This is a genomic window from Acidovorax sp. ACV01 (assembly GCF_014851495.1).
Taxonomy (GTDB): domain Bacteria; phylum Pseudomonadota; class Gammaproteobacteria; order Burkholderiales; family Burkholderiaceae_C; genus Acidovorax; species Acidovorax radicis.
Map to the genome: position 1 here is coordinate 330220 of NZ_JACUZT010000001.1, position 13424 is coordinate 343643.

A 13424-nucleotide genomic window follows, 5' to 3' on the forward strand; every position below is an offset into this window, starting at 1 on the left:
GGACTGTTGGCAATGTTCGGTATCAAGGGTTTATGGTCACGGGCTTGCCGAAGTGAAGCGGCAGCATTCAGCCTGGCGCAGCCATCCTGCCGATGAGGGCGCCGCCGCCGCCTCGGTCCTCAGTGTGCTTGAGACGGGTGAACTGAGCTCCGCATGGACGTGTTGATGCCCCTGGCCGGATGTAGACGCGGCGCAGCTCCCCAAACACCCTCACCACTCCGCAAAACTCCCGTCCCGATGCCGCCATACCGGATTCCTCCACCGGTGCCCCTGCTGCGCGCGCTCCCGCACGTACTCCTCATTCACTTCAATCCCCAACCCCGGCCCGTTCGGGATGGCCACCATCCCGTCCTCGTACATGAACACTTCCGGGTTGGACACGTAGTCCATCAGGTCGTTGTCCTGGTTGTAGTGGATGCCCAGGCTTTGCTCCTGGATGAAGGCGTTGTAGCAGACCGCGTCCAGCTGCAAATTGGCGGCCAGCGCGATAGGGCCCAGGGGGCAGTGCAGGGCCAGGGCCACGTCGTAGGCCTCGGCCATGGTGGCGATCTTGCGGGTTTCGGTGATGCCGCCGGAGTGTGAGGGGTCGGGCTGGATGATGTCGGCATACCCCTCCTGCAGCACGCGCTTGAAGTCCCAGCGGGAGTACAGGCGCTCACCCAGGGCGATGGGGGTGGACGAGATGCGGGCGATCTCCTTCAGCGCCTCTTCGTGCTCGCTGAGCACGGGCTCTTCAATGAACATCAGGCGGTAGGGCTCCAGCTCCTTGATCAGCACCTTGGCCATGGGGCGGTGCACGCGGCCGTGAAAATCTACGCCGATGCCCACGTGCGGGCCTACGGCCTCGCGCACGGCGGCCACGTTTTGCAGGCAGCGCTCCACCTTGTCGAAGGTGTCCACAAACTGCATCTCTTCGGTGCCGTTCATCTTCACGGCGGTAAAGCCGCGGGCCACCGCGTCGCGGGCTTGCTGGGCTGTCTCGCTGGGGCGGTCGCCGCCGATCCAGCTGTATACGCGGATGCGGTCGCGCACGTTGCCGCCCAGCAGTTCGGACACGGGCACGCCCAGGGCCTTGCCCTTGATGTCCCACAGCGCCTGGTCGATGCCGGCCAGCGCGCTCATGTGCACGCCACCGCCGCGGTAGAAGCCGCCGCGGTACAGCACCGTCCAGTGGTCTTCAATGTGGCGCGGGTCCTTGCCGATGAGGTAGTCGCCCAGCTCTTCGACAGCGGCGGCCACGGTTTGCGCGCGGCCTTCCAGGATGGGTTCGCCCCAGCCGACGATGCCTTCGTCGGTTTCGATTTTCAGAAAGCACCAGCGCGGGGGCACAAGGAACGTGGTCAGTCGGGTGATCTTCATGGGAGGGCGGAGGGGGCGAGAGAGGACGTTGAAGAGAAAAAAACTGGGCTAGGCGCTGGCGGTGGCCTTGCCGGGTGCGGTGGCTGCAGCGCGTGCCGCGCCGTAGGAGGTGTGCCATGCGGCCACAAACGCGGCGGCCTTGCCGGCGACGTCGGCAGCGCTGTCGCCAGGGCGGTACAGGGCCGAGCCCAGACCGAAACCGCTGGCGCCGGCGGCGGCGTAGGTAGCAATGTTTTCAGGTGCGATGCCGCCCACCGGCACCAGGGCCATGGGCGGGGTGATGACGGCGCGCCAGGCCTTGAGCACATGCGGGGGCAGGGCCTCGGCCGGGAAGAGCTTGAGCATGTTGGCGCCAGCGGCCAGCGCGGCATAGGCTTCGGTCAGCGTGGCCACGCCGGGTGCGCAGGCCATGCCAGCAGCGCGCGCGGCGCGGATCACGGCGGGGTCGCTGTGGGGCATGACGATGATCTGCCCGCCGGCGGCCTGTACATCGGCACACGCCTCGGCCGACAGCACAGTGCCCGCCCCGACAAGGCAGTCGGCAGGCAACGCGTCTCGCAGCGCACGGATGCTGGCCAGCGGCTCGGGGGAGTTGAGCGGCACCTCGATGATGCGAAAACCCGCGTCGTACAGCGCGTGGCCAATGGCCGCGACTTCGTGCGGCCGCACGCCACGCAGGATGGCGATCAGGCCGCACTGCAGCATGGTCTTGTACAGATTCTTGTCGATCGGGTTCATGCGGCGAGGCTCCTGGTGGATGGGGTGGGCTGCGCGTGGGGGGTTGTCGTCACCAGCCCGGCCGCTTGCGCGATCTGCCACAGGCCGGTGATGGTGGCCTGCGCGGCAATGGTGGGCGGCGCAAATCCGTAGGCTTGCAGCGCGAGCGTGTATCTGCGGCACAGGTCGGGCTCGCCACACAGCACCAGCTGGTGCGGCGCGGCGCTCGTGGGCGGGTGCACGCGTGCCAAGCCTGCGATTTCATGGCCGATGAGGACGCCCGAGAGATAGTCCGCCTGGGCTGTGGCGGGCAGCGTGCCGGTGAGGCCCAGCGTGCGGGTGCTGAAGATGTGCGACAGCAGGCCCAGGTCGGTATCGCTGCCGCGCGCCACCTGCAAGCCCTGCGCGAATGCGGCGTCGTCGGGCTCAGTTGGCGGCTGCATGGTCTTGCCCAGGATGGTGTGGCGGCGCAGTGCGGCAAACACTTCGCCTGTCATGAAGGTGTGGAACCGCTGGATGCTGCACCGGATGCCATCCTTTTGCGCCACCACCCATTTGCTGTGCGTGCCAGGCAGGCCCACCAGCAGCGGGCCTTCACCCACCAACGTGGCATCGGCCAACACGCCCAGTACCTGCGTTTCTTCGCCGCGCATCACGTTGGGCAGGCCCCCGCGCTGCAGCAGCCCGGGCACGATGTGCAGGGGTGTGGCGCTGCCACGGCCCACCACCGTCAGCCCGCGCGCCAGGTCGTCGAGCGAGGTGGGTGCGTCGAGGTATTTGGCTTCGCGCCAGCCCTGGGCACTGCCGACCATGCCGCAGGCCAGCAGGGGCACCGAGGGCAGGGTGGCCAGCCAGTCGCCGCAAGTGTCTTGCAGTGCGCGTTCGAAGGCTGCCCCGGGCCCTGCGCCAGTTTGGTCCGCGGGAGCCGGCGGCAGATTCATGATGCCCCAGGGGCGGTTGCGCTGCTCCAGCACCTGCCCGTTGGCACCCAGGCGGAAGGCGCGCAGCGAGCTGGTGCCCCAGTCCAGGGCCACCAGGCAGGTGCCCGAGAGGTTGGCGATATATGCCATGGCGTGCTTATTTGCCCCAGCGCAGCACCAGCGGATCCAGCCGGCGCGCGATGTCGATGAGGCCGCGGCGCACTTCAGGGTGCATGGCCGGGAAGGGGTGGCGGCCCGCCTCGCAGGCAATCACGCCGCCTTCCTTCATCAAGGCCTTGGCCGTCAGGATGCCGCCCTGGCGGTTTTCGTGGTTGATGAGCGGCAGCCAGCGCTGGTAGAGCGCAAAGGCCTCGTCCATGTCACCCTGGCGGTGCGCCTCAATGATGGGGCGAATGCCATCGGGGAAGGCGCCGCCTGTCATGGCACCGGTGGCACCCGCATCCAGGTCGGCCAGCAGGGTGATGGCCTCTTCGCCGTCCCACGGGCCTTCGATGGCCGCGCCGCCCAGGCGGATCAGCTCGCGCAGCTTGCTGGCGGCACCCGGCACTTCGATCTTGAAGTAAGCCAGGTTCTCGATCTCCTGCGCCATGCGGGCGAGGAACGGGGCCGACAGCACGGTGCCGCTGGCGGGGGCGTCCTGCACCATGATCGGGATGCTGATCGCATCGGACACACGGGCGTAGAACTCATAGATCTGCGCTTCGGGCACGCGAAAGGTGGCACCGTGGTAGGGCGGCATCACCATCACCATAGCGGCGCCCATGTCCTGTGCGGCGCGGCTGCGCTCGGCGCAGACCCGGGTGCCGTAGTGGGTGGTGGTGACGATCACCGGCACGCGGCCTGCCACGTGCTCCAGCGAGACGCGGGTCAGTGTCTCGCGCTCGGCATCGGACAGCGAGAACTGCTCGGAGAAGTTGGCCAGGATGCAGAGGCCATCCACGCCGGCGTCGATCATGAAGTCGAGGCAGCGCTTCTGGCTGTCGATGTCGAGGGTGCCGTCTTCATGGAAGGTGGTGGGCACGACGGGGAAGATGCCGCGGTAGCGGGCGGGGGCAGCGGTAGATGTCATGGGTCAGGTGGCTTTGATGTCGTTCTTCTTGGCGATTTCGCCCCACAGGCGATAGTTGTCGCGGGTCAGTTTGGCCAGCCGTTCCGGTGTGCCGCCGCCCACCATGTCACCGTTCTTGGTGATGGTGCCGCTGACCGCCGGGTTGGCGAGCGCCGCGTTGAGCGCGGCATTGGTCTTGCTGACGATGTCCGGGGTGAGGCTGGGTGGCCCCCACAGGCCGACGAACACGGTCACGAGGAAGTCCTTCAGACCCGCTTCGGCCGCGGTGGGCACGTCGGGCAGCGCGGGAAGGCGCTCGGCACCAGTGACCACAATGGCGCGCAGCCGGCCGGATGCAATGAAGGGGATGAGCAACGACGCGGCATCCACGATGCAGGGCACCTGGTTGCCCACCACGTCCTGGATGGCTGGCGCGCTGCCTTTGTAGGGCACCTGGTTCATCGGCGGCAGGCCGGCGCGTTCGCGCAGGTGCTCCATCGCCAGATGGGTGTTGCCGCCACTGCCCGCAGAGGCGTAGCTGAAGCCGCCAGCCTTGACGCCAGCCCGCACCCAGGTGCGGAAGTCTTCGAGCGTCTTCACCGGTGCAGATGGGTGCACGCACAGCACCAGCTGTGATTCCAGCACCAGCCCGATGGGCGTGAAGTCCAGCGGATTGGGCGACGGTGTCGCATAGGTGTGCGGGTTGATGGTGAGGCTGGTGTTGGCCACCAGCAGCCTGTGGCTGTCGTTCAGGCGCAGGGCCTCGGCCGCTGCCAGGTTGCCGGAGGCGCCGGGTTTGTTCTCCACCACCACCGGTTGGCCCAGCGCGCTGGCAAGGCCGTTGGTGATGAAGCGCGCGCCAGCGTCGGTCAAGCCGCCGGGTGGGTAGCCGACAAGCAGCGAGACGGGTTTGGAGGGCCAGGCCGGTGCAGCGGCCACGGCAGATGTGGCGCCCAGCGCGGACAAGGCACTGCCGGCTGCCGCGGTGAGAATGGTGCGTCGGGAGGGGGACCGCATGGAGTCTCCTTGTTCTTGTTTCAAGGGGGCGTGATCAGTGCGAATGGCGCGGCACGGCCGAGCCGCGGCAACCCACCAGAAAGTCGAAGTCGCAGCCTTCGTCGGCCTGCAGCACGTGGTCCACATACAAGCGCTGGTAGCCCCCGCGGCCACCCTGGTCGGTGGTGGACAGCGCAGCCAGGCGCGCGGCCAGTTCCTCGTCGCTGATGTCGAGGTGCAGGCGGCCTTGTTCGCAGTCGAGCTCGATGAAGTCACCATCACGCACGGCGGCCAGCGGGCCGCCGTCAGCGGCCTCGGGCGCCACGTGCAGCACGACGGTGCCGTAGGCGGTGCCGCTCATGCGCGCGTCGGAGATACGCACCATGTCCTTCACGCCCTGGCGCAGCAGCTTGGGCGGCAGGCCCATGTTGCCCACCTCGGCCATGCCGGGGTAGCCCTTGGGGCCGCAGTTCTTCATCACCATCACGCAGCTGGCGTCGATGTCCAGGTTCTCATCGACGATGCGCTCCTTGTAGTGCTCCAGGTTCTCGAACACCACAGCGCGGCCGCGGTGCTTGAGCAGCTCGGGCGACGCGGCAGAAGGCTTGAGTACCGCACCGCGGGGCGACAGGTTGCCGCGCAGGATGCAGATGCCGCCGTCTGCGATCAGCGGGTTGTCGATCGTGCGGATCACCTCGTCGTTGTACTGGGGCGCCTCGCGCACGTTGTTCCACAGCGTCTTGCCGTTGACGGTGAGTGCGTTGGGGTGGGGCAGCAGGTTGTTCTCGCCCAGGCGGCGCAGCACGGCGGGCAGGCCACCGGCGTAGTAGAACTCTTCCATCAAGAAACGGCCCGAGGGCTGCAGGTCCACCAGCGTGGGCGTGCCGCGGCCGATGCGCGTCCAGTCTTCCAGGTCGAGCTGCACGCCCATGCGTCCGGCAATCGCCTTGAGGTGGATGACCGCGTTGGTCGAGCCCCCGATGGCGGCGTTGGTGCGGATGGCGTTCTCGAACGCTTCGCGCGTGAGGATCTTGGACAGCGTCAGGCCTTCGTGCGCCATCTCCACAATGCGTTTGCCCGACATGTGGGCCAGCACATAGCGGCGTGAATCCACGGCCGGGATGGCCGCGTTGTGCGGCAGCGATGTGCCCAGCGACTCGGCCATGCAGGCCATGGTGCTGGCCGTGCCCATGGTGTTGCAGGTGCCGGCGGAGCGGGACATGCCCGCTTCGGCCGCGAAGAACTGGTGCTCGTTGATTTCGCCGGCCTTCAGCGATTCGTGCAGCTGCCACACAGCCGTGCCCGAACCGATGTTCTTGCCTTCGAGCTTGCCGTTGAGCATGGGGCCGCCGGTGACCACGATGGCAGGCACGTCGCAGCTGGCCGCGCCCATCAACAGCGCGGGCGTGGTCTTGTCGCAGCCCACCAGCAGCACCACCGCATCGATGGGGTTGCCGCGAATGGCTTCCTCCACGTCCATGCTGGCCAGGTTGCGCGTGAGCATGGCCGTGGGGCGCAGGTTGGATTCGCCGTTGGAGAACACCGGGAACTCGACCGGAAAGCCGCCCGCCTCGTAGATGCCGCGCTTGACATGCTCGGCGATCTTGCGAAAGTGGGCGTTGCAGGGCGTGAGCTCGGACCAGGTGTTGCAGATGCCGATGATGGGGCGGCCATCAAATTCATGGTCGGGGATGCCCTGGTTCTTCATCCAGCTGCGGTACATGAAGCCGTTCTTGTCGGCCGTGCCGAACCAGGCAGTGGAGCGGAGTTTGCGCGGGGTGGTGGTCATTGTGATTGCGGGTCAGAGAGATGATGGAAAGAAGGTCAGGACCGCTTGGCGGCGCGGCGCGTGAGCAGGCGCTGCAGCAGGCAGAAAACAAACAGCAGCACGCCGACGACGATGCGCGTCCACCACGAGCTGAGCGTGCCGTCGAACGAGATCAGGGTCTGGATGATTCCGAGCATGAGCACGCCAAACAGCGTGCCGGCCACATAGCCGACGCCGCCGGTGAGCAGCGTGCCGCCGATCACCACGGCGGCGATGGCGTCGAGCTCCATGCCCACGGCGTGCAGGCCGTAGCCCGAGAGCATGTAGAACGTAAACACCACGCCCGCAAGGGCAGAGCAAAAGCCCGAGAGCGTGTACACGCCGATGACCGTGGCGCGCACGGGCAGGCCCATGAGCACGGCGGAGTTCTCGCTGCCGCCCACGGCATACACCGCGCGGCCAAACGGCGTGCAGTGCGCGATGAACAGGGCGGCCAACAGCACCGCGATGGCGATCAGTGCGCCGAGGGACAGCGAAGCGCCTTCCCACAACTCCAGCCGCCACTGCGACAGCTCGGAATACGCTTCGTTGGTGATGCTGATCGAGTCGATGCTGATGAGGTAGCACAGCCCGCGTGCGAGGAACATGCCGGCCAGCGTCACGATGAAGGGCTGCAGCTTGAAGCGCTCGATCAGAAAACCCATGAACGCGCCAAAGAAGGTGCCCATGAGCAGCACCAACGGCACGGCCACCGCGGGGCTCCAGCCCCGGTGCTCGACCAGCGCGGCCAGCACCATGGTGGTCAAAGCCACCACCGATCCGACCGACAGGTCGATGCCGCCCGACAGGATGACAAACGTCATGCCCACCGCCACGATGATGAGGAAGGCGTTGTCGATCAGCAGGTTGAGGAACACCTGGGCCGAGAAGAAGCCGGTGTACATCACCGAGCCCAGCGTGGCCATGGCCACAAACAGCGAAATGGTGGCGGCGAGCGGCAGGTACTTGGGATTCCACTGGGCGCGCGCTGCGCCCGGCTGAGGCGCCACCTCGGCGGCAGCGTTGAAAGAAGTCTTGGGCACGGCGCTCATGACACGGCTCCTGCGCCCGGGCGGCGTGCGATGGCGCCAATCTGCGCGCGGAACTCGGGCGATTGCAGCAACATGACGATGAACACCACCACGGCTTTGACCACCAGGTTGACCTCGGGCGGTACGCCCAGCGAATAGATGGCGTACGTCAGCGTCTGGATGATGAGCGCACCGATCACGCTGCCCACCAGACTGAAGCGCCCGCCCGTCAGCGCCGTGCCGCCCAACGTCACGGCCAGGATGGCGTCAAGCTCCAGCAGCTGGCCGGCGTTGTTGCCGTCGGCGCTTTTCACGTTGGAGCTGATCAACAGACCCGCGATGCCCGCACACACGCCGCAGAAGACGTAGGCCGCCACGGTCAGGCGGCCCGCCTGCACGCCCGCCACCCGCGCCGCCGTGGGGTTGATGCCCACCGCCTGCACGAACAGGCCCAGCGCCGTGCGCGTGACGGCCAGGTACAGCACGGCAAACACGGCCGCCACGATGAACAGCGAGAACGGCAGCCCGGCCAGGTACCCGCCGCCGATGAAGAAGTAGGGCGTGTAGTAGATGGTGATGATCTGCCCGTCGGTGATCAGCTGGGCGATGCCCCGGCCCGCCACCATGAGGATCAGCGTGGCGATGATGGGCTGCATGCCCACGCGCGCCACCAGCACGCCGTTCCACAGCCCGCAGAGCAGGGCCACGCCAAGGGCGCCCAGGATGGCCACCGGCAGCGGAAAGCGGCTTTCTGTGCCCGATACCGAGCCACCGATCATCCAGGCCGCCACGGCAGCGGCAATGGCCACGACGGCACCTACCGAGATATCGATGCCGCGCGTGGCGATCACCATCGTCATGCCCAGCGACACCAGCACCAGCGGCGCGGCGCGGTTGAGGATGTCGATCAGGCTGCCGTACAGGTGCCCGTCGCGCCATTCGATGTGCAAGAAGCTGGCGTTGAAGGCCGTGTTGACGGCCAGCAGGAGCAGCAGCGTGATCACCGGCCAAGCCAGCCGGTGGCGCAGCAGGGCGCTGGCAAAAGAGGGTGTGTTGCGTTCTTCAAGCATGTTGTTCAGCGGCGATCAGTTCGTAGACGGCGTCTTCGGTGCTGCCAGCGGGCAGCTCGCCGACCTTGCGGCGGTCGCGCAGCACGACGATGCGGTGGGATACGCGCACCACCTCGCTCATCTCGGATGAGATGAACAGCACGGCCATGCCGGCCTGGGCCAGTCGCAGGATCTGCTCCATGATTTCCTGCTTGGCCGCCACGTCGATGCCCCGGGTGGGCTCGTCCAGGATCAAGAGGCGCGGCTCGATGGCCATCCAGCGCGCGAGGATGGCCTTTTGCTGGTTGCCGCCCGACAGCAGGCCGATGGGTGTGTCTACACTGGCGGTCTTGATGCCCAGCAGCTGCACGTAGCGGTCGGCAATGGCCGTCTGCTCGGCGCGGGAGAGGAACTTGCCCACGCCCATGCGCGCCTGCAGCGCCAGCGCAATGTTCTCGCGCACCGACAGTTCGGCGACGATGCCGTCGGTCTTGCGCTCTTCGGGGCACAGGGCCAGGCCCTGGCGAATCGCATCCATGGGGTTGGAGAAGCTCACGGCCTTGCCGTCGATGCGCAGCATGCCGCGGTCAGGCTGCTCTAGCCCGAAGAGCAGGCGCGCCAGTTCGGTGCGGCCCGCGCCCAGCAGGCCTGCGAGTCCAACGACTTCGCCTGCTCGGATCTGTAGGTCCAGCGGTTGCAACTGTCCGGTCTGCCCCAGGCCTTCGGTTTGCAGCAGCGCGGTATCCGACGCGTTCGCCGGGGGCGGCGGCGATGTCTGCGCGGCCTGTGCGGCCAGGTCGCGGCCCAGCATGGCGGCGATCAAGGCTTGGGGCCCCAGGTCTTTGACAGACCATTCGCCCACCCAGCTGCCGTTGCGCAGCACGGTGATGCGGTCCGACACGGCATACACCTGGTTCAAAAAGTGCGTCACGAAAACGATGGACAAGCCCTCGCCACGCAGGCGGCGCAGCACTTCGAAGAGTTTTTGCACCTCGTCGTCGTCCAGGCTGGAGGTGGGCTCGTCCAGGATCAGCACGCGCGCTTCGATGCTGAGTGCGCGGGCAATGGCCACCAGCTGCTGCACGGCCACGGGGTAGTCCGACAGCAGGCGCGTCACATCAATGGACAGGCCGATGCGCTCCACCAGCTCGCGCGAGCGCTGGTGCATCTGAGCCCAGTCGATGCGGAACCCCTGCGCGATGCCGCAACGCGGATAGCGGCCTGCAAAGATGTTCTCGGCCACCGAGAGGTTGGGGCAGAGGTTGACCTCCTGGTACACGGTGCTGATGCCCAGGCGCTGCGCGGCCAGGGGCGAATCGGGCCACACCGGCTCGCCGCCCAGTTGCATCTGGCCGCCGCTGGGCTTGATCACACCCGTGAGCACCTTGATGAGCGTGGACTTGCCCGCGCCGTTCTGCCCCATCAGCGCATGGATCTCGCCGGGGTACAGGCGCAGCTGCACATCGCGCAGCACGGGGATGCCCGCAAACTGCTTGTGAATGCCCGCGAGTTCGAGCAAGGGGGCAGGGGTGTGAGCGGTGGCCGCGTCCATGGGATCAGGCTTTGTTCTTGTTGTAAACGTCGACCAGCACGGCAGCCAGCAGCACCACGCCCTTGATGACTTGCTGGTAGTCGATGCCGATGCCCAGGATCGACATGCCGTTGTTCATCACGCCCATCACAAAGGCGCCGATGACAGCACCCATCACCTTGCCCACACCGCCCGAGGCCGAGGCGCCGCCGATGAAGCAGGCCGCGATGACATCGAGCTCGAAGCCCAGGCCCGCCTTGGGCGTGGCGGTGTTCAGGCGCGCTGCAAACACCAAGCCTGCCAGCGCGGCCAACACGCCCATGTTGACGAAGGCATAGAACGACAGTCGTTCGGTCTTGATGCCCGAGAGCTTGGCCGCCTTTTCGTTGCCGCCCATGGCGTAGATGCGCCGGCCGATGGTGGTGCGGCTGGTGATGAAGTCGAACAGCACGATCAGCAGCGCCATCACGATGAGCACGTTGGGTAGGCCCTTGTACGAAGCGAGCAGATAGCTGAAGTAGATGAGCAGCGCTGCAAATACTGCGTTGCGCGCCACGAAGAAGGCGGTGGGCTCCACGTGCACACCGTGGCGCAGCCGGTTGGACCGGGCCCGGATGCCTGCCACCACCAGCGCTGCGGCCACGGCCACGCCCAGCAGCAGCGACGTGAGCTTGACGCCCTCCACACTGAACAGGTCGGGCATGAAGCCCGAGCTCAGCATCTGAAACGCCTCTGGGAAGGGGCCGACCGATTGCCCGGCCAGCAGCGCCAGCGCCAGGCCCTTGAAGACCAGCATGCCGGCCAGCGTGACGATGAACGAGGGAATCCGCGAGAACGCCACAAACCACCCCTGCACTGCGCCAATGAGGCCGCCGCACACCAGGCAGGCCAGCGTGGCGGGCACGAAGTGCCACTGGTACTGCACCATCAGCACCGCGGCCAGCGCGCCGATGAAGCCGCACACGGACCCCACCGACAGGTCGATGTGCCCGGCCACGATCACGAGCAGCATGCCCAGCGCCATGATGACGATGTAGCTGTTTTGCAGCACCAGGTTGGTGAGGTTGAGCGGCTGCATCAGCGTGCCGTCCGTCATGTACTGGAAGAAGCCCATGATGGCGACCAGCGTGATCAACATGCCGTACTCGCGCAGATTGTGCTTGGCGTGGTCTAGCAGCGAACGGGTGGGGTTGGCCGGTGCACCCATTGCAGGCGCGGCCGAGGCCGTGGGGGAGGGATTGGTCATCTGGCTCATGTTTGTTATGCGTTGCGCTGGTTGCTATTCGATGCGTCCACACTGGCGCTGCCCAGACCAGGGCCGCCGTGCAAGGGCCGCCCCGCCGCACGGGCTGCGTCCCCCTTGGGGGGGATGGCGCGAAGCGCCTCAGGGGGGGCATTTACTATGACGCGCATGATCTTTTCCTGCGTTGCCTCGGCGGTGGGCATCTCGGCGACAAAGCGGCCTTCGTTCATCACGTACAGGCGGTCGGTGATGCCCAGCAGCTCGGGCATTTCTGAAGAGATCACGATCACGCACTTGCCCTCGGCCGCCAGCTGGGCGATGAGGGTGTAGATCTCGTACTTGGCGCCCACGTCAATGCCGCGCGTGGGCTCGTCGAGGATCAGCACTTCGGGGTTGGTAAAGAGCCATTTGCTCAGCACCACTTTTTGCTGGTTGCCACCTGATAGGTTCAGCGTTTTCTGGTCCACGCCCGAGCAGCGGATGCGCAGCTTCTCGCGGTAGTCCTGCGCCACGCGGTGCTCGCGGCCGCTGTCGATCACGGCGGCCGTGGAGACGCCACCCAGGTTGGCCAGCGACACGTTGAACTGGATGTCTTCGCTCAGCACCAACCCGTTGCCCTTGCGGTCTTCGGTCACGTAGGCTAGGCCGTGGGCCACGGCCTTCTCTACCGTACCCACGTCGATGGGGCGGCCGTGCAGCAGCACCTGCCCACCGATGCGCTCGCCCCACGAGCGGCCAAAGATGCTCATGGCCAGCTCGGTGCGGCCTGCGCCCATCAGCCCGGCAATGCCCACGATCTCGCCTTTGCGGACCTGCAGGTTGATGTTTTTGATAAAGGCGCGCTCGGGGCGCTGCGGGTGGTAGGCGTTCCAGTCGCGCACCTCAAATACCGTCTCGCCGATACGTGGTTCGCGCGGGGGGTAGCGGTCGGCCATCTCGCGGCCGACCATGGCCTTGATCACGCGGTCTTCACTCACGGGCGCTGCGCGGCAGTCCATCGTCTCGACAGTGCTGCCGTCGCGCAGCACGGTGATGGAGTCCGCCACGCGCGAGATTTCGTTGAGCTTGTGCGAGATCAGGATGCAGGTGATTCCCTGGGCCTTGAGCTCCAGCAGCAAATCCAGCAGCGCCTGGCTGTCGTTTTCGTTCAGGCTGGCGGTGGGTTCGTCCAGGATCAACAGGCGCACCTGGCGTGACAGCGCCTTGGCGATCTCCACCAGTTGCTGCTTGCCCACGCCCAGGTGGGTGATCAGTGTTTCGGGCGATTCGCGCAGGCCCACCTTGTGCAGCAGTGCCTGCGTTTTGCTGTGCGCCGCCATCCAGTCGATGACGCCGTACTGCGCGGTCTCGTTGCCCAGGAAGATGTTTTCGGCGATGGAGAGCAGGGGTACCAGGGCCAGCTCCTGGTGGATGATGATCACGCCCAGGTGTTCGCTGTCGCGGATGCCGCCGAACTGGCGTTCTTCGCCGTCATAGACGATCTCGCCGCTGTAGCTGCCATGTGGGTAGACGCCGGAGAGCACCTTCATCAGCGTGGACTTGCCCGCGCCGTTCTCGCCGACGATGGCGTGGATTTCACCCGCCTTCACGCGCAGGTTCACTTGGTTCAGTGCCACCACACCAGGGAATGTTTTGCGGATATTCCGCATTTCAAGAAGCATGGTCTCGGAGTCTCTTGGCGGGCCATCGGCCCATCGTCGCG

Annotated in this window: 10 protein-coding genes and 1 pseudogene; all 11 read right to left on the bottom strand. The window is 66.4% G+C overall.

Annotated features, from left to right (window positions below; genetic code table 11):
- Nucleotides 1-210 precede the first annotated feature (210 nt).
- A pseudogene (gene dgoD / locus IB243_RS01575) lies at nt 211-1362 on the bottom strand (galactonate dehydratase); the annotation flags it as partial.
- A gap of 45 nt (nt 1363-1407) precedes the next feature.
- Nucleotides 1408-2097 (bottom strand): 2-dehydro-3-deoxy-6-phosphogalactonate aldolase, encoded by a 690-nt coding sequence (locus tag IB243_RS01580; RefSeq protein WP_192424524.1) that lies wholly within the window; start codon nt 2095-2097, stop codon nt 1408-1410.
- On the bottom strand, nt 2094-3146 hold the full coding sequence (locus tag IB243_RS01585) for a 2-dehydro-3-deoxygalactonokinase (protein ID WP_192424526.1): 1053 nt from the start codon (nt 3144-3146) through the stop codon (nt 2094-2096). The genes IB243_RS01580 and IB243_RS01585 overlap by 4 nt, the downstream gene beginning before the upstream one ends.
- Before the next feature lie 7 nt (nt 3147-3153).
- Nucleotides 3154-4086, bottom strand: coding sequence for a dihydrodipicolinate synthase family protein (locus IB243_RS01590; protein ID WP_192424527.1), 933 nt, complete (start codon nt 4084-4086; stop codon nt 3154-3156).
- Between the two features lie 3 nt (nt 4087-4089).
- On the bottom strand, nt 4090-5082 hold the full coding sequence (locus tag IB243_RS01595; RefSeq protein WP_192424529.1) for a tripartite tricarboxylate transporter substrate binding protein: 993 nt from the start codon (nt 5080-5082) through the stop codon (nt 4090-4092).
- A gap of 34 nt (nt 5083-5116) precedes the next feature.
- Nucleotides 5117-6850: an IlvD/Edd family dehydratase gene (locus IB243_RS01600; protein ID WP_192424531.1), complete on the bottom strand. Its 1734-nt coding sequence runs from the start codon at nt 6848-6850 to the stop codon at nt 5117-5119.
- 35 nt (nt 6851-6885) lie between these two features.
- Nucleotides 6886-7920 (bottom strand): galactofuranose ABC transporter, permease protein YjfF, encoded by a 1035-nt coding sequence (gene yjfF, locus IB243_RS01605; protein ID WP_192424533.1) that lies wholly within the window; start codon nt 7918-7920, stop codon nt 6886-6888.
- Nucleotides 7917-8969: an ABC transporter permease gene (locus tag IB243_RS01610; RefSeq protein WP_192424535.1), complete on the bottom strand. Its 1053-nt coding sequence runs from the start codon at nt 8967-8969 to the stop codon at nt 7917-7919. The genes yjfF and IB243_RS01610 overlap by 4 nt, the downstream gene beginning before the upstream one ends.
- A complete protein-coding gene (locus IB243_RS01615) occupies nt 8962-10500 on the bottom strand; it encodes a sugar ABC transporter ATP-binding protein (RefSeq protein WP_192424537.1) in 1539 nt (512 codons plus the stop codon). The genes IB243_RS01610 and IB243_RS01615 overlap by 8 nt, the downstream gene beginning before the upstream one ends.
- A gap of 4 nt (nt 10501-10504) precedes the next feature.
- The gene (gene mmsB, locus IB243_RS01620; protein ID WP_010461386.1) at nt 10505-11734 is read right to left on the bottom strand and encodes a multiple monosaccharide ABC transporter permease; all 1230 of its coding nucleotides are present in this window, start codon (nt 11732-11734) and stop codon (nt 10505-10507) included.
- Between the two features lie 5 nt (nt 11735-11739).
- Complete coding sequence (gene mmsA, locus IB243_RS01625; RefSeq protein ID WP_192424539.1) at nt 11740-13383, bottom strand: multiple monosaccharide ABC transporter ATP-binding protein; 1644 nt, start codon at nt 13381-13383, stop codon at nt 11740-11742.
- Nucleotides 13384-13424: the final 41 nt, after the last annotated feature.